The sequence below is a fragment of the Laspinema sp. D2d genome, from assembly GCF_025370755.1.
Classification (GTDB): Bacteria; Cyanobacteriota; Cyanobacteriia; order Cyanobacteriales; family Laspinemataceae; genus Laspinema.
Genome location: NZ_JAMXFC010000011.1, coordinates 20,869 through 41,556 on the forward strand (window position 1 = coordinate 20,869; position 20,688 = coordinate 41,556).

Annotated in this window: 18 protein-coding genes and 1 tRNA gene; 11 read left to right on the top strand and 8 right to left on the bottom strand. The window is 45.5% G+C overall.

Going from position 1 to position 20,688, the window contains the following annotated elements; translation table 11 throughout:
- The first annotated feature begins 77 nt into the window (after positions 1 to 77).
- Positions 78 to 977 carry an alpha/beta fold hydrolase gene (locus NG796_RS09795; RefSeq protein WP_261206479.1) on the top strand — a complete coding sequence of 300 codons (900 nt, stop codon included), beginning with the start codon at positions 78 to 80 and terminating at the stop codon, positions 975 to 977.
- A gap of 86 nt (positions 978 to 1,063) precedes the next feature.
- On the opposite strand, the gene NG796_RS09800 is transcribed toward NG796_RS09795, so the two are convergent.
- Complete coding sequence (locus tag NG796_RS09800) at positions 1,064 to 1,381, bottom strand: (2Fe-2S) ferredoxin domain-containing protein (RefSeq protein ID WP_261206307.1); 318 nt, start codon at positions 1,379 to 1,381, stop codon at positions 1,064 to 1,066.
- Between the two features lie 315 nt (positions 1,382 to 1,696).
- On the opposite strand from NG796_RS09800, the gene NG796_RS09805 reads away from it, so the two are divergent.
- Together NG796_RS09805 and nblB are read left to right on the top strand one after the other, a co-directional pair.
- Positions 1,697 to 2,161 carry a CBS domain-containing protein gene (locus NG796_RS09805; RefSeq protein ID WP_261206308.1) on the top strand — a complete coding sequence of 155 codons (465 nt, stop codon included), beginning with the start codon at positions 1,697 to 1,699 and terminating at the stop codon, positions 2,159 to 2,161.
- Positions 2,162 to 2,304: 143 nt separating this feature from the next.
- On the top strand, positions 2,305 to 2,973 hold the full coding sequence (nblB, locus tag NG796_RS09810; RefSeq protein ID WP_261206309.1) for a phycobilisome degradation protein NblB: 669 nt from the start codon (positions 2,305 to 2,307) through the stop codon (positions 2,971 to 2,973).
- A gap of 199 nt (positions 2,974 to 3,172) precedes the next feature.
- Here the strand turns inward: nblB and NG796_RS09815 are convergent, their stop codons facing one another.
- The 5 genes from NG796_RS09815 to NG796_RS09835 all read right to left on the bottom strand — a co-directional run bounded on the left by NG796_RS09815 (position 3,173) and on the right by NG796_RS09835 (position 9,278).
- Positions 3,173 to 4,234: a PleD family two-component system response regulator gene (locus tag NG796_RS09815; RefSeq protein WP_261206310.1), complete on the bottom strand. Its 1,062-nt coding sequence runs from the start codon at positions 4,232 to 4,234 to the stop codon at positions 3,173 to 3,175.
- 953 nt (positions 4,235 to 5,187) lie between these two features.
- Complete coding sequence (locus NG796_RS09820) at positions 5,188 to 5,946, bottom strand: ABC transporter ATP-binding protein (protein WP_261206312.1); 759 nt, start codon at positions 5,944 to 5,946, stop codon at positions 5,188 to 5,190.
- Between the two features lie 57 nt (positions 5,947 to 6,003).
- Positions 6,004 to 7,218, bottom strand: a complete 1,215-nt coding sequence (locus NG796_RS09825) for an ABC transporter permease (RefSeq protein WP_261206313.1) — start codon at positions 7,216 to 7,218, stop codon at positions 6,004 to 6,006.
- A 225-nt stretch (positions 7,219 to 7,443) separates the two neighbouring features.
- Positions 7,444 to 8,472, bottom strand: a complete 1,029-nt coding sequence (locus tag NG796_RS09830; RefSeq protein WP_261206315.1) for a WD40 repeat domain-containing protein — start codon at positions 8,470 to 8,472, stop codon at positions 7,444 to 7,446.
- A gap of 732 nt (positions 8,473 to 9,204) precedes the next feature.
- Positions 9,205 to 9,278: transfer RNA gene (locus tag NG796_RS09835), tRNA-Val, on the bottom strand.
- A 319-nt stretch (positions 9,279 to 9,597) separates the two neighbouring features.
- Here NG796_RS09835 and NG796_RS09840 point away from each other — a divergent pair.
- The 6 genes from NG796_RS09840 (at position 9,598) to cysW (ending at position 15,476) form a co-directional block, all read left to right on the top strand.
- On the top strand, positions 9,598 to 10,755 hold the full coding sequence (locus tag NG796_RS09840; RefSeq protein ID WP_411268796.1) for a sulfate ABC transporter substrate-binding protein: 1,158 nt from the start codon (positions 9,598 to 9,600) through the stop codon (positions 10,753 to 10,755).
- 82 nt (positions 10,756 to 10,837) lie between these two features.
- Positions 10,838 to 11,179, top strand: coding sequence for an NIL domain-containing protein (locus NG796_RS09845; protein ID WP_261206319.1), 342 nt, complete (start codon positions 10,838 to 10,840; stop codon positions 11,177 to 11,179).
- 274 nt (positions 11,180 to 11,453) lie between these two features.
- On the top strand, positions 11,454 to 12,500 hold the full coding sequence (locus NG796_RS09850; RefSeq protein ID WP_261206321.1) for a sulfate ABC transporter substrate-binding protein: 1,047 nt from the start codon (positions 11,454 to 11,456) through the stop codon (positions 12,498 to 12,500).
- 87 nt (positions 12,501 to 12,587) lie between these two features.
- Entirely contained in the window at positions 12,588 to 13,607 is a 1,020-nt protein-coding gene (locus NG796_RS09855) for a sulfate/molybdate ABC transporter ATP-binding protein (protein WP_261206323.1), read from the top strand.
- Between the two features lie 146 nt (positions 13,608 to 13,753).
- Complete coding sequence (gene cysT, locus NG796_RS09860; protein WP_261206325.1) at positions 13,754 to 14,605, top strand: sulfate ABC transporter permease subunit CysT; 852 nt, start codon at positions 13,754 to 13,756, stop codon at positions 14,603 to 14,605.
- On the top strand, positions 14,598 to 15,476 hold the full coding sequence (gene cysW / locus NG796_RS09865; RefSeq protein WP_261206327.1) for a sulfate ABC transporter permease subunit CysW: 879 nt from the start codon (positions 14,598 to 14,600) through the stop codon (positions 15,474 to 15,476). Before cysT ends, cysW begins: the two co-directional genes overlap by 8 nt.
- A 316-nt stretch (positions 15,477 to 15,792) precedes the next feature.
- On the opposite strand, the gene hetR is transcribed toward cysW, so the two are convergent.
- Positions 15,793 to 16,695, bottom strand: coding sequence for a heterocyst differentiation master regulator HetR (hetR, locus tag NG796_RS09870; RefSeq protein ID WP_261206329.1), 903 nt, complete (start codon positions 16,693 to 16,695; stop codon positions 15,793 to 15,795).
- Between the two features lie 632 nt (positions 16,696 to 17,327).
- A complete protein-coding gene (locus NG796_RS09875) occupies positions 17,328 to 19,256 on the bottom strand; it encodes an FAD-dependent oxidoreductase (RefSeq protein WP_261206480.1) in 1,929 nt (642 codons plus the stop codon).
- Positions 19,257 to 19,467: 211 nt separating this feature from the next.
- Here NG796_RS09875 and NG796_RS09880 point away from each other — a divergent pair, with 211 nt between their 5' ends.
- Together NG796_RS09880 and NG796_RS09885 are read left to right on the top strand one after the other, a co-directional pair.
- Positions 19,468 to 19,698 carry a DUF2281 domain-containing protein gene (locus tag NG796_RS09880; RefSeq protein ID WP_261206331.1) on the top strand — a complete coding sequence of 77 codons (231 nt, stop codon included), beginning with the start codon at positions 19,468 to 19,470 and terminating at the stop codon, positions 19,696 to 19,698.
- Between the two features lie 113 nt (positions 19,699 to 19,811).
- Positions 19,812 to 20,681 carry an ABC transporter permease gene (locus tag NG796_RS09885; RefSeq protein ID WP_261206333.1) on the top strand — a complete coding sequence of 290 codons (870 nt, stop codon included), beginning with the start codon at positions 19,812 to 19,814 and terminating at the stop codon, positions 20,679 to 20,681.
- The last annotated feature ends 7 nt before the right edge of the window (positions 20,682 to 20,688 follow it).

The following is a 20,688-nucleotide window of genomic DNA, read 5'->3' on the forward strand; positions in this document are numbered from 1 at the left end:
TAGAATTTCAGTGTAGGCAGTCGCGCTTTACAATGAAGGAAGTTGTTTGTATTTATGACTAAAAATCGTATTAAGTGATGCAGGTAACCTCGTCAATCAACACTGAGCCAATACCGGGTGCATACTGGCAATGGGGCGATCGCGCTATTTATTATGTCCGTGCAGGCGATCACCATCCTGATAGACCCCCCCTGCTGCTAATTCATGGTTTTGGGGCCTCTACGGATCACTGGCGCAAAACGATCGCTGGGTTACAAGAGGAGTTTGAGGTTTGGGCGATCGATTTGTTGGGATTCGGGCGATCGGCTAAACCCAATTGTATTTACAGTGGCGAACTCTGGCGGGACCAGCTACAGGATTTTATTCAAACCCATATCGGCAAACCCACGGTAGTTGTCGGCAACTCTCTGGGAGGGTATGCCGCATTATGTGTGGGTGTCCAATGTCCTGAATCCGTTGCCGGAGTTGTTTTGCTCAATAGTGCGGGTCCCTTTACGGAAACGGAACCCCTGCCGGAACCTCCATTGCATCGCAAAGCTCTGAATGCCGCCTTGAAATCAGCATTTCGCCAAAATTGGGTCAGTTTCTTATTGTTCCAATGGACCCGCCGCCGTGCCACGATTCGGAAGACCTTGATGAAAGTTTATCTCGACCCTTCGGCAGTCACGGATCAACTGGTTGAAGAAATTTATCGTCCTTCTTGCGATCGCGGTGCAGCAGAAGTATTCGCCTCGATTTTTAAAACACCCCCAGGGGAAAAAGTAGATGTTTTGCTCTCCCAACTCAAAACTCCGCTGTTAACCCTGTGGGGAGAAGGAGATCCTTGGATGAAAATCCAGGAACGCAGCCATAAGTTTCGCCAACATTATCCCCAGGTTACAGAATATTTTCTGCAAGCAGGTCATTGTCCTCATGATGAAATTCCCGATCGCGTTAATGAATTAATTCGCGATTGGGTTCTGTCGAAGGTAAGGTAATAATTCTTCCAAAAGGGCGCGAGTCATCGGAAGTCCCCTTGTTATTTAGGAGAATCGCGGCGATCGCCCCTTTTTTTTGGGACAAGCTAAAACGAAAATTTGAAGTGAATTCTGGGGTTGAGCAGAGCATCCACGGGCTCACCGTTTTCTAAATGTTGGACTACAATCACCGGCACATCAGCCGGTGTGACGCGACAATACCAAATATTATCCGGGTTGACTTTAACCGTGGGACCCGAGCTACATTGTCCCAGACAACCCGTGCCATTAACCGTCACTCCTGGGGGGAGTTGTATCTGCTGAAAAGCTTTCAGAACCTCTGGGGATCCGTGGCGTTGACAAGATTGATGCTGACAAATGGAAATATTCTGATACTGAGGGTCTGGGGAATCGAGGGGTGTCATAGCCTCCGAGGGAAATAAATCTTTACAATACTGATTCTAACTGCCGAAGTCTGTGGTTTCGTGGTCAAGTGCAGATCTACCCGAACTTTGACCCCCGGCTGAAACATCGACTTTTGTCCGCATATCTGAGAAAATCTCTCTTACGGTCACTTGAATTTTTAAAGTGACCTGACCGCTCTACAACTTGGGATCGGGGGAAAAAACAGCTCAGACTGGGTTTAAGCCATCAAGTTTGACCCTGTAGATGCAGCCGGATCAAGCACTCAATGTTTTAGATGACGGTCACAAATTAGCTTGAGATAAAGATAAAAAAAGATGGCGAAAACAGTTGCCGAGATTATGACCCAAGATCCGATCGTCGTGACTCCAGAGACATCTTTGGATGAGGCGATTCAGATTATGGCGGAACGGCGCTTCAGCGGACTTCCCGTGGTAGATGGTGCCGGAAATTTGATGGGGATTATTTCCCAGGGAGACCTGATGTGGCGGGAAAGTGGGGTCACACCACCGCCCTATATTATGGTGCTTGATAGTGTAATTTATTTAGAAAATCCAGCTAAATATCAGCGGGATTTACATAAGGCACTGGGACAAACTGTCGGGGAAGTGATGACCAAAAATCCTCAAACGATTAGACCGGAGAAGTCTTTACGAGAAGCGGCAGAATTGATGCATGAGAAGGGAGTACATCGCTTGCCGGTCATCGATTCAGCAGGTAAGCCAATCGGTATCCTGACTCGGGGAGATATTGTGCGGGCGATGGCAACCGAGGAAGGATAAGAGTTGACATTCCCAAGGGAATAGACTTGAGGTCCGAAGGGATAAAAGATGGTGAATGATCATTAGGAAGTAATGGATCAAAGAAACTAAAGATCCGTTTTATTTCGGTGAAAGAATATCAGATAAGGAACAGATCATAAAAAATGAACGTTACTCCAGAGTCAGTAAGGGAATTACTGCATTCAGAAACAATGGGCGATCGCCTACGCGGAGTGAATCAACTGCGACAGCTTGAACCGGCGATCGCGTTAGAACTGATTCTCCCGACCATTCAAGATAGTAGTGCGCGGGTGCGGTATGCAGCGGTGAGTCAAATGGCAAGTTTAGGCCAGCTAGATCGGGATGTGGCTTTAACGGTCCTACGCGATCGCCTTTTAAATGATTCTGAAACTGACGTACAAGCGGCAGCGGCAGACTCTCTGGGAGGTTTGCAATTAACGGAAGCATTTGAAGAGTTGCAAGAGATCTATCACAATACTTCTGAATGGCTGCTAAAACTCAGTATTGTTGCTGCTTTAGGAGAATTAGGAGATAGTCGGTCTTTTACCCTCTTAGAAGATGCTCTAAATTCTTCAGAAAGTCTCATCAAAACAGCGGCGATCGGGTCTTTTGGGGAACTCGGTGATCAGCGAGCAACTGCATTATTAATTCCCTATGCCAGCGATGCGGATTGGCAAATTCGCCATCGCGTCGCTCAAGCCCTGGGACGGCTTGGGGGTCCTGAAGTTCGTCCCATCTTAGAAACATTAGCCCAAGATGAAGTCACTCCGGTGGCACAAACGGCACAAGTGAGTTTATCCGCCGTGGTTTGAACAGAAAAAGGGTGGGAAATTCCCACCCTTTTTCTCTCTCTTTGTCTCTCTTTTTTTATCTTTGAAAAGTTTGAAAAGGAGAACAAACTCCCAATTAACATCTCCTCAACCAATGGATTTACGGTGTTAAGACAGTCCAAATTTGGGGATGACCCAAACTGACCCAGATATTCGAGAAATATTAATTGGGGAAGTTTTCTTAATTGGGCAAGATAAAAATTTTTAAAATCAGGCGATCGCGCCCCGATTCTTTTGCCTGATAAAGAGCTTTGTCCGCAATAGAAATCAACTCAGAGGGGACCGTACTTGAACAAGGAATTGTGGCAGTCACTCCCAAACTCACCGTAATAAATTCACTCACCGACGAAGTGGGATGGGGAATTTGTAAATTGCGGATTTCAGTCCGAATTTTTTGGGCCACACTCACTGCCCCTGCTGCATCCGTATTGGGAAGCAAAATCGCAAATTCTTCTCCCCCATAACGCGCCACCAAATCCCCGGGGCGCTTTACCGATCGCCGTAATGCCTCTGCAACTTCTTGTAAACATTCGTCCCCCGCTAAATGCCCACAGGAATCGTTGTAGCGCTTAAAAAAGTCTACATCACACAAAATCAAAGATAGAGATGAAGGATTTTGGACAAAATGAGTCTCTGTCCCAGCATTTTTCGCTGACACACTTTCCCGAATCAGTCGCCGCCATTCGTGTTCTAATGCTTGATCAAAACCGCGACGATTGGCAACCCGAGTCAACCCATCCAGAAACGCCAGACGCTGCAACTCCTCATTCGCCGCTTGTAGTTCTCGATAAAGCTGTGCTTGTTCCAGCAATCGTCTAACTCTTTGACGCAAAACAGCCCAGTGAATCGGTTTGGTGACGAAATCCACAGCACCTACCTCAAATGCGTGATCCACCGATTTACTGTCCTCAAGACTGGTAATCATTAAAATGGGGGTATGGGATGCAAAGTCATACTCCCCTGAAGAATCATCCTCAAACATGGCTTGCAGCCTAGTACAGCAGGTAAAACCATCCATAACAGGCATGATGGCATCCAGCAAAACCATATCGGGATTCAAACGAATATACGCCTCTAAACCCTGAAGGCCATTTTCTGCTTCGGCTACTCGGTAGCCCTCTTTTTCCATGACTTGACGGAGGAGATCCCTCATAAAGCGGTCATCATCGACGACCAAGATCAGAGGGGGTTCTTTATCCGGGGTCGATGATTTTTTACTCACACCAGCTATCGGATTCTCCATTCGCCTATCATTGACTGCCCTAGTCCATCCCCTTTCAAGTCCCGTCGTTTTGTATTTTAACGATGGCATTTTTAGTAAATAACTCCCTTGAGCTTATTATGAATCATCGGTTGCTACCTTGTGAGCGATCGCTGTAGCTGCCGGAAGTGACCCTCCGTAATAGATCGGCGTGACTTCCATCACCTACACCAGCCGTAAACCCGGGGACTTGACCTGGGCAGCGAGGACCCTCTGACCCAGGCTTGAAGCCCGAATCAATGGGTATTTCCCTTCCAGCAAAGGTTTCCTCTCCAATCCGGCTGTCACAGATCTGCTTTTTCTTTCCCAGCCTGAGGCAAGCTGGGTCCATTTAGCTACAGCCCAAAAGGCTGGAGGTTTTAGTAGACCTAGACTGCTCCCATCGAACACTCCTATAGAGCCGATTGACTTCCTTCCTGCTTTAGGAAATCAGAACTCCAAACGTTGGGTGACTAAACTGGCCTGCTTTTATCACGGTGATTGGCTAGTTTTCAGATATTTTCACTTTTGTGAGAACAAGATTCTATCCTGTCTTTTGGACAGAACGGCCCTTTAATCTCTTTCCCATCATAAAAAAATTAATGGCCCAAAACCTTCTACTATAGGTAGATTTATCAGGGAATTCAGGCGTTTTTTCTGTGATATCCTGTTTCGACTGTTACTCGGGCTTTATAGAATTCCCCAAAATTTTCTTTATACGAGCAGCTATGGGGGAAATTATTCCTTTTTTTGAACTCAATTTGAACTCAAATTGATGAGGCGGCGGTCAATAACTGGTAACATGACTAACTTAATTAAATCGGAGTGAGACTCCTGATAAATCCCATCCAAACCCCTCAGACCGATCGCATTTTTAAAGGGGATATTCATTTTAAAACATCAAGATTGAGCCTTGCCCGGTGATTTAACCGGGCAAAATCGTCTCATCATAACCTCTAAAACGTTGCTCCATGCAAATCAGCCGGAGTCAGGTGGGATTGGATGACTTCTCCATCCCGAAACATGACAATTCGTTTAGTGGCGCGGGCGACTTCCGGTTCGTGGGTGACCATCACGATCGTCATGCCACTCGCATTAAGTTCGGAAAAAATATGAATGACTTCTTCAGTGGTTTTAGTATCTAAAGCGCCGGTGGGTTCATCTGCTAATAATAAAACGGGCTGGTTAACGATCGCCCGGGCGATCGCTACCCGTTGTTGTTGTCCCCCAGACATCTGATTGGGTTTATTATTCATCCGGTTTTCTAACCCAACCCGCGTTAATGCCTCCTTCGCTCGCTCCCGCCGTTCTGCGCTAGGAATTCCCGCATATACCATCGGCAACATCACATTTTCTAACGCACTTAATTGAGGTAACAAATGGTATTGCTGGAAAACAAATCCTAACTTTAAATTCCGAATTTTGGCTAAATTGGCATCTTCCATTTGGGTAACATCTACCTCATCCAGATAATAATATCCGCTACTGGGTCTATCCAGGCAGCCAATAATATTCATGGCCGTAGATTTTCCCGATCCGGAGGCCCCCATGATTGAGCAATATTCTCCTTCATAAATGGTTAAATCAACCCCTTTTAGGGCTTGAACTTCTGTATTGCCTGACCCATAAATTTTGTAAACATCTTTCAGTTCTACGATCGCCGCTTTTTGTTCCGGACTCGGTAGAGTAGATTGGAGTTGATTTTGAGAGTTCATAGTAATCTTTAATTCAATAAATTTACAGCTCAACCCAGGACCAAAGAGCAATGACAATTACTCACTTCTTAAGGCTATAATCGGGTCTAGTTGGGCGGCACGACGGGCAGGAACCACTCCAAAAAATAAGCCGATGCCTCCAGAGACGCTAGTTGCTAGAGCGATCGCCATTCCCGAAACGCCCGCCTCAAAGGGCGTGACTAGGGCAATCAAAAAAATACCTCCTACCCCAATACCAATGCCGATCGCACCCCCCGCTACCGATAAAATCACTGCTTCTATGATGAACTGAATTAAAATATCTTGCTGAGTTGCGCCGATCGCCTTGCGCAACCCAATTTCCTGAGTCCGTTCAGTCACCGATACCAGCATGATATTCATAATCCCAATTCCACCCACCAGTAGGGAGATACTCGCCACTGCTGCGAGTAACACGGTTAAGGCCCCGGTAATCGCATCAAAAGTATTCATTAAATCTTGCTGATTCTGAACGTAGAAATCATCTTCCTCTGTGATTTTATGACGCAGACGCAGCAAATTTTCAATCTGAAACTGCGCCATTGCCATCCCTTCTTCATTGGCGATCGTCACCCAAATAAAAGAAAGCGGTAGTCCGTATGGCGATTGTCGTCCTAAGATTCTATTCGCCATCGTTGTGATAGGAATTAAGGCAGTTTCATCGTAGTTTGTACCAAAAGATCCTCCTTTAGGTTTCATCACCCCAATTACTTCTAGGCTGACATTTTTAATGCGAACTTTTTCTCCAATGGGGTTGTTTTCCCCAAATAAAGCAATTGCTAAATCTGAACCCAAGGCTACTACTGGATTGCTGCGCTGAACATCTAATTCATTAAAAAATGTTCCCTTTTCTACTTCAAAGTTACGGACGTTCAGAAAATCTGGCCTGATGCCAAATATCAACGCGGAAAAGTTTTGATTGCCATAGCGCACTAACTCGCTACCATTGAGTTCGGGAGACACACCATTAATCCCCGGGACTTGGGAGGCGATCGCCTCTGCATCGTCCAACACCAAGGTTTGTGGCGGTCCTCCCAATCTACGGCTATTCCGATTCCCTGGGGCAATAATCAGCACATTGGTTCCCAAGGATTCTATTTGTCCTCCAATAAAATTTTGCGCTCCTTCCCCGACCCCAATCGTAGCAATAACGGCTGCATTCCCAATAATAATCCCCAGCATGGTGAGGGTACTTCGAGTTTTGTTGGCGACTAGGGTTTTAGTCGCCATATCTAAGCTTTCCCATAGGTTCATTTTTCGCTATCCTTCCCCGAAAATAAAATTTTGATGTTTTAAAAAGGATCACTCCTACTCCAAGTTTTATTCAACCTCAAGCTATAAAAATGTAGTAAAAGCCGGGATAATTTCCTTTCCAGTTGGATGGCATAAAGATGAGAATCATCCTAGCTTTTATAGAAAAATGTAAGAGCTGCCAATCTGGAGAAATATCCCGGTTTTTGGCTTTAAATTCAACTAATTTTATTGGGTGGTGCGCCAAATTTTAATCGTTTTGTCGGCACTGGCACTGGCGAGGGCCTGTCCATCGGGACTAAAGGCAACGGAGAGCACTCGCCCTTGATGATTGTTAAACAGGGTTCGTAGAGAACCATTTTCCACATTCCAAAGGCGCAGGGTGCGATCGGCACCCCCACTGGCAAGCAGTTGACCATCGGGACTAAACGCCACCGCTAAAACCCAATCTGCATGACCCGTTAAGGTGCTTTTCAAAGACCCCGTGTTGAGATCCCATAACTTGATGGTGTGATCGGCACTGGCAGAGGCGAGAGTTTGTCCATCCGGACTAAAGGCGATCGCGGTAATCGGGCTCGAATGCCCTTCAATGGAGCGCCACTTTTTCCCATTGGGCATTCTCCAAAAGCGGATGGTATTATCGTAGCCGCCACTCACCAAGGTATTGCCATCGGGACTGACGGCGACTGCCCACACAAAGCTAGAATGCCAGTTCAGGGTCCGCCTTTCTCGTTCCGTGTTGACATCCCACAGGATGATGCTGCGATCGGCACTGGCAGAGGCTAAAGTTTGTCCATCTGGGGTGAAGGCGACGCCGCGAACCGCAAAGGTATGACCCAATCGAGTCCCGGTTAAAATGCCCTGATTGACATCCCACAACTTGACGGTGAGATCGCTACTACCACTCGCTAAACCTTGTCCATCGGGACTAAAAGCGAGGGAATTCACATCAGAGGAATGTCCCAGCAGGGTGCGAATCAATTCCCCACTCGTCCAATTCCAAAGATTGATCGTATTATCTCGACTCCCACTAGCAAGGATGCTGCCATCCGGACTAAATTTGAGGGTTCCGACCCAGCTCGTATGTCCTTCGAGGGTTTTGTCTAAAATAAAGAGGGGTCCGGATTGCTGGTTCAGGCTCTCGGTGGAGGGAGGCTGGATTTGCGAATGGGCCACTTGCGAGCGATCCTGGAGGGCGATCGCGAAAGTTAAACTAATTAAGCTCGGGAGTAAAAACCAGCGCCAAGATAATCTCATGTTCAGGGTCCGATCCTCTATATTTCTTTGGTTTGTGATCAATGAAGATACTCTTTTTTTTTGAAAAGTTCTTCTTTAATCACTATTTATACCCTTAGAGGGGTTAGTTCGGTGGAATAGGCTAGGTCTTACCGCTCCTTCATGCCCGATTCCTTCAGTGGCATTGTGGAAGGGGTAAAAGTTACATACCCCTCCTTAATGACCCTGCACCTCATCAAGTATGTTTTCACAGGTGAACCTTGGCTAGTTTTAGGGGAGTTCATCAACTTTCTTTATCTCTCTATTTTACCCTAAAAGATTTATAATTTAAGCGATAAATGTTTTTTAACTCGATAAAATATCTAGGGTTTAGGTTAAATTTTTGAGGTTTATCCCTTTAATAAACCCTACTAATTTCATCTAAATTAATCATAAACTATCCCTCAAATCCCTAAAAAATCTGTTCATAACTGTTGAAGTTATGCCAACGCCCTAGGGTTTGGATATTTGTGGTTCCCAGAAGTGATCGCTTGCTGGTTGGACTGTGGACAAGTAACTATATTCACCGGAGAGACTGGACAGGCGATCGCTTCTGCATCAGTCCGAAACCCATAGAGTTTTGAACATAAAAAAGGCCCTTTGAACACTGGATAGTCAAAGGCAACTGATTTAGTCGCTCAGATCAACAGAATCGCCGCAGATCGAGGATCGGCGACTAATTCCTAGTTTACGTTTCTCTAATCAAGCTTTGAATGGACACAACTGGACTCGAACCAGTGACCCCCACGATGTCAACGTGGTGCTCTAACCAACTGAGCTATGCGTCCTTGCCAACAGTTTATAAATGTAGCACAGGGTATTGGAAAAAAGCAAGAGGTTTTTTGAGATTTCTTCCATTTATTTGAAAACCCTTATGGGAAGAGGCTTTTAGCTCTTTCCTACCCAAAATTACAAGTTACCAACTGATTTTTTAAGTAAGGCCCCAGTCAGGGAGAGAATCCGTGATCCTTTTGTCATCAATTCCTGATGGTAGAGAGATTTAAAAAAACCCTTGCTTTTTTTTGATTTTTCCAGTAATATTGTTTTCGATTACTAATATACGGTATCCCGACCAGTTTACCGGAGATTACAACAGAGGTAGATATGATGGATCAAAAGCAGCCGATTCGGGACAGGAAAAAATCCCAGCATCAAACCCGCAGATTATGGAGTTGGGAGTTAGAGCAAGGGACCCTCGTTCGTTGGTGCAAAGAACTCTGGACAGCGAAAGGGAAGTATCGACGAATCCAAAAATCCGTTTCATTGTTTCTCGTGGGACTCAGCTTAACTGCCGCGATCGCAGCTTGCGGCGGTAATTCCACAGGAGGCGGTGATAATGTACAACTCACCCTGGTTTCTTATGCCGTCACTCGTGCAGCGTATGAAAAAATCATTCCCCAATTTGCACAGCAGTGGAAAGAAGAACACAACCAAGAAGTTACCTTTACCCAAAGCTATGGGGGTTCCGGTTCCCAAACCCGAGCCGTCGTTGATGGATTAGAAGCCGATATCGTTGCCTTAGCGCTGGCATTAGATACCCAACAAATTGAAAAAGCTGGACTGATTCAACCCGGGTGGGAACAAGAAGCTCCCAACAATGCGATCGTGCATAAATCCGTTGCGGCTCTAGTCACCCGAGCCGGTAATCCCAAAGGCATTCAATCTTGGCAAGATTTAGCCAAAGATGACGTTAGTGTGATTACCGCTAACCCCAAAACTTCTGGCGGTGCTCGGTGGAATTTCTTAGGTCTTTGGGGTGCGGTGACCCAAACCGGAGGGAATGATACAACGGCTAACGAATTTACTCGCAAAGTCTTCCAAAATGTCCCTGTGCTTCCCAGAGACGCTCGCGAGTCTAGTGATGTCTTTTTCAAGCAGGGTCAAGGGGATGTTTTGATCAACTATGAAAACGAAGTAATTTTGGCTAAACAAAGCGGTCAAGAACTTCCCTATGTGGTTCCCGAGGTTAATATTTCTATCGATAATCCTATTGCTGTGGTTGATGCCAATGTGGATAAGCATGGCACGAGGGAAGTTGCAGAAGCCTTTGTCGAGTATTTATTTACCCCAACTGCTCAACGAGAATTTGCTAAGGTGGGATTCCGGCCTGTAGATCCTAACATTGCCGCTGAATTTACCAGTCAATTTCCAACCATCAAAACCTTATTCACCGTTGCTGATTTAGGAGGTTGGGATGCGGTACAAACTAAATTCTTTGATGATGGCGCAGTCTTTGACACCATTTTGAGTCAAGTCAGCCGATGAGACTCTCTTACAGCCACCCAAAATATTATTCCCTGCATTATCAACATCAACTCCTAAATTCAATTAGCCCAAAGGAGGATTTATGCCAGCTCAACCGAATTCTCAGGCTCAACTAGACTCAAGTTTGCAGCCACCATCTTTACCCCTTTCAACGGGAGACTCCCGACCGACTCACCTCCGAATTCGGATTCGGATTCCGAAAGAGTACCAGGAGGAACCGATCATTTCTCGACTGATTTCTGAGTATGGAGTGACCGTTAACCTAAATGCAGCACTGTTGTCCGCCAATATCAAAAATGATGGGTGGTTTGACCTCGATCTCCGGGGGAAAAAATCCCAGATTGATAGTGCAATGATTTATCTGAACGATCTAGATGTAGAAATTTGGAGTAAATCAACGGACCCGAATGAGGAGAACTGGTAATTGCCAGGAGATTAATAGACCTCTTCCAAAATAATTTTATGCTATATTAGAAAGTTCAACTCCTTCTCTAGGGCTGGGTAAAAGGCAAGCTCAACCTCTGGCTCATTCGCCCCTTCCTGCCCCTAAACTTTCAAGCATAATTCCTATTTTTTTGCAAGAGGTCTAATTAACAGAATATAATTTTGAGCAGGGGATAAGCGGGACTTGATTCACCCATCCTTTGCTCTATAGGTCTGCTTAATTTTATTGCCAAAATACTTAGGTTTTTCTGAAAATGAGTCGCTTTTGGTCCACAAAATTTTTAATCCGGTGGGGCGTTGTTTTCTTTGCGGGAGTTAGTCTGAGTTGGGCGATCGCCGCCTGCACAGGTAATCCGAGTAATACTAATCCCCTAGAACTGACCCTCGTCTCCTACATGGTGACCCCTTCTGCCTATCAAGAAATCATTCCACAATTCCTAGATACTTGGAACCGGGAGCACGATCGCAAGGCAGTCATTCGCCAAAGCTACGGCCCTTCCGGGACCCAAACCCGGACCGTTCTACATGGACTGGATGCCGATGTTGTTGCCCTCGCGTTAGCATTGGATATCCAACAACTGGAAAAAGTGGGACTGATTGAACCGGGTTGGGAACAAGAAGCCCCTAATAATTCCATTGTCACTCGATCTGTTGTGACAATCGCCACTAGACCTAATAATCCCAAAGGCATTCAAACTTGGGCGGATTTAGCCAAAGATGATGTCAAGGTTGTCCTGGCTAACCCAAAAACCTCTGGGGGTGCGCGGTGGAGTTTTCTAGCGCTTTGGGGTTCCGTCACCCAAACTGGAGGAACACCCGAGGAGGCCAGGGCTTTTACCCAGAAAGTGTATGAGAATGCAGTGGTTTTATCTAAAGACTCTCGGGAAGCCACAGATGCTTTTGTTGGGCAAGACCAGGGAGATGTATTGGTTAACTATGAAAATGAAATGATTTTAGCGGGACTGAACGATCGCCAATTACCTTACATTGTCCCCGAGGTTAATATTGGGATCGAAAATGCAGTAGCAATTATCGATGAAAATGTGGAAAAACATGGAAATCGAGAACTAGCTGAAGCATTCCTGCGCTATTTATTTACTCCTGAAGCTCAAACAGTTTTTGCTCGCTATGGGTTTCGGCCTATAGATCCAAATGTGGAGAGTAAACAAGGCGATCGCTTTCCCGTTGTTGATACCTCATTTACCATTGAAGATTTGGGCGGATGGGATACTGTACAAAAACAGTTCTTTGACGCTGGGGCAATTTTTGACGAGATTCAAGCTAATTTATATCGTCCCTAAAACCTGAGCAGTTTCAAGGTCATACGTTCACTCCAATCATGCTCTGAAATCAGGCATTTTATTGACTTCACCTCGCAAGTTGTAATCATGGGAATCTTAATTCAAGACATTTCTAAAAATTTTGGTTCATTTTTAGCCATTGATCACGTCACCCTCGACATTAAAAGTGGATCTCTCGTAGCTCTTTTAGGACCCTCTGGTTCCGGTAAATCGACATTACTGCGACTGATTGCAGGACTAGAACCACCCGATAAAGGTGAAATCTATTTGACTGGAGAGAATGCGACTAAAGTTCGTGTCCAGGAGCGAAATATTGGCTTTGTGTTTCAGCATTATGCGCTGTTTAAACACATGACTATTCGTAAAAATATTGCCTTTCCCCTCGAAATTCGTAAAGTACCCCAGCCCCAAGTTCGCGAGCGGGTAGAGCAGTTGTTGGAGTTGGTTCAACTCCAGGGGTTAGGCGATCGCTATCCAGCGCAACTCTCTGGGGGTCAACGCCAGCGTATTGCATTAGCCCGAGCGTTAGCCGTACAACCTAAAGTTTTGTTACTCGATGAACCCTTTGGTGCATTAGATGCTAAGGTCCGCAAAGAACTGCGGGCTTGGCTACGACAGTTACATGATGAAGTTCATGTCACTACAGTTTTTGTCACCCATGATCAAGAAGAAGCAATGGAAGTCGCCGATCAAATTGTGGTAATGAACAATGGTCGGGTGGAACAAGTGGGAACAGCCAGTGAAATCTATGATCAACCTGCCAGCTCATTTGTGATGAGTTTTATTGGACCAGTAAATGTTCTTCCCATTAATTCAGGACTCTGTAAAACTCCGGCTCATATTTCCCCCTCCGATAAAATATTTTTGCGTCCTCATGATTTATTAATTAAAACTGAACCAGAACCTGATTTTATGGCGGCCAAGGTAACGCGATTGGTTCATTTAGGATGGGAAATTCAAGTAGAATTGGCTTTACAATCTGGAGCAATTTTGACGGCGCAATTAAGTCGAGAACGTTTTGATGAACTTCAATTTGAAGCCAATCAGTGGGTTTATGTGAAGGCTAAAGAAACCAAAATATTTCCAGGGATATTGGAGTACAAATGAAATCTTAAAAAAGGAAATAAGTTGTTTTTGAGTGCTTTGGTTTTCCTAAAACGGGAATTAATATTTTCTTCGGCTCCTCAAAAATATTAGACTTCTCTGCCTGTCAAATTCTATTAAATTTTAGGGTGATTCATTCTGGTTATCTTATGGGTATTTCCTTAAATAATCGTGGCAAAAATTTACTAACCCCCCTCGGTAGCTTACTCAATCTATCTTGGCCTTGGCGGATCACAATTGGCTATCTGAGCATCATGCTATTACTCCCGATGAGTGCATTGTTGTGGACGTCGGCTACAAAAGACCCCGGGGAATTTTGGCGAATTGCGACCAGTCCGGTAGCGATGTCTGCTTATGATGTCACTTTTGTTACCGCTTTTGTTACAGCATTAATAAATGGCGTATTTGGTACTTTGATTGCTTGGGTATTAGTGCGCTATGACTTTCCGTTTAAACGGATTATTGATGCAGCAATTGATTTGCCCTTTGCCTTACCCACAGCGGTGGCCGGTTTGACGATCGCCACGGTTTATAGCCCTACGGGTTGGATTGGTTCACTCCTTGCACCCTTTGGGATTCAAATTGCCTTTTCCCGCTTAGGAGTAGGTATTGCTATGTTATTTATTTCCCTTCCATTTGTTGTGCGAACTGTGCAACCTGTTTTAAGGGAACTAGAACCCGAAGTAGAAGAAGCTGCTTGGAGTTTAGGTGCTTCTAATTCACAAACTTTTTGGCGAATTACTATTCCCCAGTTAATTTCACCCATTTTAATTGGAATAGCCTTGGGATTTTCCCGGGCAGTGGGAGAGTATGGTTCTATTGTAATTGTGGCGTCCAATATTCCCTTTAAGGATTTAATTGCCCCGGTCTTAATTTTCCAACGTCTGGAACAATATGACTACTATGGAGCAACGGTGATAGGCGTTGTGCTCTTAGGGGTTTCTTTAGTGATTTTATTCGCAATTAATCTCGTGCAAGCTTGGGGAAGACGTTATGCATAAATCCATGAGTGATGATCCGGTACAGAAAAGCGGCAATTCCCAAAAGCAAGAAAAATGGGTCCAGAGGATTGCTATTGGGGTGGCGATCGCATACTTAGGATTGGTTCTGTTCGTTCCAGCATTGAATGTCTTTTATCAAGCCTTTAGAACCGGGTTCGGCCCCTTCTTTACCAACTTTAGGGACCACGACTTTTTACAAGCGATAAAGTTAACCGTCCTCGTTGCAGCGATTGTACTGCCAATTAATACCGTCTTTGGATTATGCGCGGCATGGGCGATCGCCCGCCACAAAATTCCGGGTCGAGCCTTCATTTTGAGTATCATTGACTTGCCCTTTTCTATCTCACCCGTTGTTGCTGGGCTGATGATTGTCCTACTTTATGGACGAAATGGGTGGTTTGGTCCCCTAATTCAATCCGCTAATCTTCAAATTATTTTTGCCTTACCCGGAATCGTAATTGCCAGTTTATTTGTAACCCTCCCCTTTGTCGCTCGTTCCGTGATTCCCGTGTTAGAAGAAACGGGACCCGAACAGGAAGAAGCTGCCAAAACCTTGGGCGCAAATGATTGGCAAATCTTCTGGCGGATTACTTTACCGAATATCCGCTGGGGATTACTCTATGGAGTGATTTTAACCAATGCCAGAGCAATGGGAGAGTTTGGGGCAGTTGCTGTCGTTTCTGGCAACTTAATTGGAAAAACTCAAACGTTACCCTTATTTGTGGAGGAAGCTTATAAACAGTATCAAACCCAGTCAGCATTTTCCGCAGCAGCATTGTTAGCCTGTCTGGGGTTGATCAGTTTAGTTGGGAAAGAAATTTTAGAGCGTCAACAGGGGAGTTCCAGACGAATCAGCACTCGTAAAACTTGAGTTTTTTCGGGGCGATCGCCCGGTAACTCCCCTGATTCAACTCTTTACCTTGCAAACTGGCTTAACGAGTTTACTTTAGCTTTTCATCCCTTCTAAAGTCTTAAAAAAACCACGTTTCTCGACTCGTTCTTGTTAGGGTTAAATGGGGAAGTTTTTTTTCTGCTTATCCCCAATATTTCGCCCCTGTAAAGGGGCGTTAAAGGAGATTTATAGATTTTAGACTACAGGGGTCCGAAACACACTGATTGACGCTTCTAGCAGGGGATATTCTTTCCAGATTCAGCCCGGATTGAATCAGGAGAATCCCAATACAACTTTAGGACTCTTCTTGGGGACCGAATACCATTTGGAGCAACATGGGTTCACCCCCCTCCTCATGATAGCGATCGGCCCACTGGCGGATGACTTCATCTAACTCTTCCATCGCTTGACCCATGCGATGAGAGGGGATATCTAATTCCTCCAACAGTCGCATCGTTTTCGGTTGCCGTTCCGCCCAATCTTTCATCAGACGGAAGTATCGCGCCGTATCCTCTACCATCACGTAGGTGCGCTCTTGGTCATCTACGGGAGAATAAGAAGCCCGGGTTAGGGCGTAAAAGGGCATTCCCCAAGGGGAATTAATCCGCGTTACTGTTCCCGAGTAAACCAAACGCCGCTTGATATGTTCTGCTAAAGCTTCACTCAGAGGCATCCGTCTGTCTGCCGAAAAATCCTCTTGCGATCGGGCGTGCAGAAACTCAATCAATTCCATAAACTGGAAGGAGTTGATCAGTTGAGCATCGGGAATATTGTTGGGAAGCTGACGTTCAATTTGGCGTTTTTCTTCACTCGTCAAATTGTTTCCCGGAATCCGAGGCCGTCCGGGTCTCCACGGATACTGTTCCAGCCACACATAAGGAAACTGAATCAGATAGCGAGGCTCCTGGGAACCCAGCATTTTTAAGAGCTTGCCTTTTGTTAAGGCTTCTTTAACTTCCTCAACAATGGCTTTAACGCGCTTCGGCTCAATATGGTGGAGGTGACCTGTCATCCGCAGGTTTTCATCCTGCTCCAAATAGGTCATGTAAATGGCACATTTGGCTGCTGTTGCCGCTGCATCCAGAAATGCGCCGTGCCGGTGCCCACTGGTTCTCATGGCACTGAAGGCCAGATATATCATGATCTGATCCATTGCGCTGGGGCTAAGGCTTTTGATCAGATCTAAGTCGTTGCTCATCACATTCCTCAATTACGGATAGGTCAAGGTAGTTGCACCCTTCTCCGTTTATTGTTGTCCATGATGGTTGCAACTCACCGGACAATTGTTTTTGCCGGTTAGGGCTGACTGGACTGCAGCCAGACTCGCAACCTCCGACTCCTTCTAATGAAGGATTAGGCTGTCGATGAATAACAGTAGCTTACCCTATTACCAGGGGTAAAAGCATCACCGGACTCTTAACTTGCGATCGCTCCTAGAACTTGGCTCTCGGACGCGATGCAGTTACGGATCACTCCAATGGCTGACAAAGGGTGCGACAGAAACCGCGATAATTTCCCACACCAAGGGCATCGTTGTCAAGACCTGTTGATCTTTCCACTCCTGCATCCTCTGCACTTTAGGAACAGACCTCTTTTCTCACCCGAAAACCCCCCTGTCCCAATTAGTCGGCGATCGCTTTTTGATTGATTAATTCTCTAAAATTATATCTTGCCCTGAATAATCATGGCAACAGAGACTTTTGCCGATCCAACTCTTGAACCTATGAGGGCGCGATCGCACTAAATCGGGGGGTATTCTATCAGCCTTCTTCATCTTTTAAAAAAATAGGTTCATCTTAATCCCCAATGGGTGAGAAAGACGATAGAAATTTAAGGGGTTAGTTCTTCAACAATTATCCAATTTCCCGCGCAATTCTGACGGCCCAAAATAGTTAGGGGTCGTTCATCCTGGCACTGCTGTAATTGACAGTCTATTTCTGCACGCAAGGTAACGAGACTCCAAGTTTGACCTGCCATTTCTACTGGATGCGTCAAAATAATTGAATAATCCTGCAATCCTTTGTATTGCAATATTCCTGTAAATTGTTGGCAATTATTAACCGAGTGATGTGCAACTGAGGATTTGATATGACTTGAAACTATTTTTTGAGTCTCTGGGATTTCAGATTTAAGAACGGAAAGAAAACTCAAGTCGTCACGATAACCTGGAGGATGAATTTTACTTTTGATGGGGCGATCGCCACTAAGAGGATATTGGTCTGGATTTTCCAAATAAAATTTCTGGCAATCTAACCAGTCTTCCTGATCAGGAGTCAGATTAAATAAAGGGACCAGGGCTGCTGGGGCGATCGCATCCTTGAGTAACGCCATTTGCAAGACTCGTACAGGCAAATCCCTAGGTTGACAATTTTTTTCCACACAAAGGGCTGCTGCCATTCCTGCCGCTTGTCCAATTCCCATCACCACAGGTTGCAGACGAGTGGCCCCATTTGCAATATGAGACACAGAAATATTTTTTTCACAAACTAACAGTCCATCTGTTTCCAATGGCACCAAAGAACCATAAGGAATCGTAAAGGGAGTCCCAGTCCAGCGCCCACCCCAACGAATGGATTTGGGGGCCAGTTTGAAAACAGGGTCCAAACTTTCTAAATGGGGATAATGATGATCATTGGCATAATTCCCCAAAGAGATCGCATCACACACTCCTGCGTTGTCCACAGATAATTGAGCGACTCGTCCCCCAATCGCAGGCAAAATATCCTGTTCTATAACAGTTTTGACCCCTACCAGACGTCTGCTTTCTCGATAATAGGGATGCAAAGCATAGGCTCCACCCCCCAAACTAGGAGTTATAAAAAAATTGCAGTGGCCTTTGACTTCTTTTATATCAACTGGGAAAATTCCCTCTGCTAAACCATAGCGAGGCCCCAGCTCAGTTTGGATAAAACGCGCAAAACTTTGGGAATGCCATCGCGCCTCCTGAAAAAACTCTAAACGAGATGCTGCCGTTTCCAGCAGTCGCCCAACCCCTTCTCCATAATCATTCCCCTGGATCGGCCAATTTATCATGAAGCGATTTCCAGGTAATCTGCCGTAATTGAGAAAAGCCTCAGGGCCATAGTTCTCCCAAGCCTGCAAAAAGCGATCGGCATCGTCAATCGGAGGTACCGGAATTTCCGCAGCAGTCGCCCCTTCCCCATAATCCTGCATCACCACTACCCAGGTAGGCACTTGTACGGGATATCGTTTTGTAAGGGAATTGGGGCCAACAGGTGCACTGGGTTCATTCCACTCTCCTTGAAATTCCCAACCCCAACGATAGGGAATTTGTGCCAACTCCAGCAAATCTCCTAGTTCCGTCCCATCCAAAGTGACTTGCGCTTTGACAAGAAAATCTTGAAAACGAACTCCTGCGATCGCATTGCCGTCACGTAACACTTCCACAGGAACTTGACCAGAAATCCAGTGCAAATTCGGCAGATCTTTCACCCAATCTGCAAAAATTTGGGCTGCAGTGCGTGGGTCAAACGTGAAAAAACTGACCCACCCATGATCCAACCCTTCTACTTGACGAGATTCCAAAGACTTTAAAAAAGCACCCCATAAACCAGTTTGAAATGCCGCTAGTTCATTCCCATCAGGGGCCGTTACCCCTGCACTGGTGAGCATTCCTCCTAACCAAGGAAATTCGCTGACTAAAACCGTTTGAACACCACGTCGCGCCGCTTGAATTGCGGCAATAGTCCCCCCCGTACTGCCACCCACCACTAAAACATCAGCTTGAATTTCGTCCATATAGTCATATAGATAGAGATTAAACGTCACGAGAGAAAATCCCAGAGGCGATCGCGCTTGAGTTACAAGATATGAGTAGGGATGCGATCGCTCAGACAAGACCTTACTTTTCTATCAGGGACCTGAACGCGATCGCCTTCAGGAGTCAGAACCCGCGTGTTAAGCTAAATTCATCCAAACTGTCCACCCGACAAGCTTTCTGGAGGTCAAAATGTCCACTTCAACTACCCAAGATTTAATTGAAACGGCGATCGGTCAACTCCAACAGCTACCCCCTCAGCAGCAGCAACAAGTCTTAGACTACATTGAATTTTTGGCTCAAAAATACATCGAACCTCAACCCCCTAAACCCCGCATCCCTGGCTTACATCGAGGGATGGGTTGGATCAGCGATGATTTCAACGATCCCATTCCCCCTGAGTATTGGAGTGATAAATCATAAAATTGCTCCTGGAGCCTTCATCTAGCCCAGAACAATATAAAAAGGTAAAGGGAAAATTTTAAATATTAATCCTTCATCCAGCCCAGAACAATATAAAAAGGTAATATGTATCCATGCCTAAGTTTGGAGAACATATTGAAAGGAGTTTAGGCGTGGAAGCCAGCAATAGAGCAGTTATTATTCGTCCAGGGAATCAGTCTTTAGTCCAAGCAGTGCGAGAGTTTTGGGCTTATCGCGATTTACTGTATATCCTGGCTGCTAGGGAAGTTAGTGTTAGGTACAAGCAAACGGCGATCGGCATTGCTTGGGTAGTCTTGCAGCCATTGATGACCACACTCATATTTACTTTAATTTTTGGTCGCTTTGCCAAAATTCCCTCTGATGGTATCCCTTATACAGTTTTTGCGTACTCAGCATTGGTGTTATGGGGGCTATTCTCCCAAGGACTGACTAGGGCTGGGGAAAGTATCATTGCGGATGAAAGATTGATTACCAAAGTTTACTTTCCTCGTCTGGTAATTCCCTTTGCGGCGGTGGGTTCCGCGTGGATTGACTTTGCTGTATCCCTGTTTATCCTTTTGCCCCTGACATATATATATGGACTTAGACCCACTGCCAGTCTCTTGCTAATTCCTGTGGTCATGGTTGTCGTGATGATATTGGCTGCGGGGATGGGAACATTATTGGCTAGTCTAAATGTCAGGTATAGAGATTTTCGCTATGTCACCCCATTTCTGATCCAGATTTGGCTATATGCTTCACCCATTGTCTATCCAGTCAGCATTGTTCCCGATTCTCTCCGGATGTGGTATTATCTTAACCCAATGGCAGGGTTGATTGAGACATTTCGCTTTGCTGTGACTGGACAAGGAAGTTTTAGTTGGATAGGATGTGGGATTAGTGCCGTTACCTCTGCTGTTATGTTTGCGCTTGGCTTAACAGTGTTCAGGCAGGTCGAGCGAAGTTTTGCAGATTTTATCTAGGGATGAG

Coding starts and splice junctions, on each gene's coding strand:
- NG796_RS09795 (WP_261206479.1), top strand. CDS start 78: ATGCAGGTAACCTCGTCAATCAACACTGAGCCAATACCGGGTGCATAC.
- NG796_RS09800 (WP_261206307.1), bottom strand. CDS start 1,381: ATGACACCCCTCGATTCCCCAGACCCTCAGTATCAGAATATTTCCATT.
- NG796_RS09805 (WP_261206308.1), top strand. CDS start 1,697: ATGGCGAAAACAGTTGCCGAGATTATGACCCAAGATCCGATCGTCGTG.
- nblB (WP_261206309.1), top strand. CDS start 2,305: ATGAACGTTACTCCAGAGTCAGTAAGGGAATTACTGCATTCAGAAACA.
- NG796_RS09815 (WP_261206310.1), bottom strand. CDS start 4,234: ATGGAGAATCCGATAGCTGGTGTGAGTAAAAAATCATCGACCCCGGAT.
- NG796_RS09820 (WP_261206312.1), bottom strand. CDS start 5,946: ATGAACTCTCAAAATCAACTCCAATCTACTCTACCGAGTCCGGAACAA.
- NG796_RS09825 (WP_261206313.1), bottom strand. CDS start 7,218: ATGAACCTATGGGAAAGCTTAGATATGGCGACTAAAACCCTAGTCGCC.
- NG796_RS09830 (WP_261206315.1), bottom strand. CDS start 8,472: ATGAGATTATCTTGGCGCTGGTTTTTACTCCCGAGCTTAATTAGTTTA.
- NG796_RS09840 (WP_411268796.1), top strand. CDS start 9,598: ATGGATCAAAAGCAGCCGATTCGGGACAGGAAAAAATCCCAGCATCAA.
- NG796_RS09845 (WP_261206319.1), top strand. CDS start 10,838: ATGCCAGCTCAACCGAATTCTCAGGCTCAACTAGACTCAAGTTTGCAG.
- NG796_RS09850 (WP_261206321.1), top strand. CDS start 11,454: ATGAGTCGCTTTTGGTCCACAAAATTTTTAATCCGGTGGGGCGTTGTT.
- NG796_RS09855 (WP_261206323.1), top strand. CDS start 12,588: ATGGGAATCTTAATTCAAGACATTTCTAAAAATTTTGGTTCATTTTTA.
- cysT (WP_261206325.1), top strand. CDS start 13,754: ATGGGTATTTCCTTAAATAATCGTGGCAAAAATTTACTAACCCCCCTC.
- cysW (WP_261206327.1), top strand. CDS start 14,598: ATGCATAAATCCATGAGTGATGATCCGGTACAGAAAAGCGGCAATTCC.
- hetR (WP_261206329.1), bottom strand. CDS start 16,695: ATGAGCAACGACTTAGATCTGATCAAAAGCCTTAGCCCCAGCGCAATG.
- NG796_RS09875 (WP_261206480.1), bottom strand. CDS start 19,256: ATGGACGAAATTCAAGCTGATGTTTTAGTGGTGGGTGGCAGTACGGGG.
- NG796_RS09880 (WP_261206331.1), top strand. CDS start 19,468: ATGTCCACTTCAACTACCCAAGATTTAATTGAAACGGCGATCGGTCAA.
- NG796_RS09885 (WP_261206333.1), top strand. CDS start 19,812: ATGCCTAAGTTTGGAGAACATATTGAAAGGAGTTTAGGCGTGGAAGCC.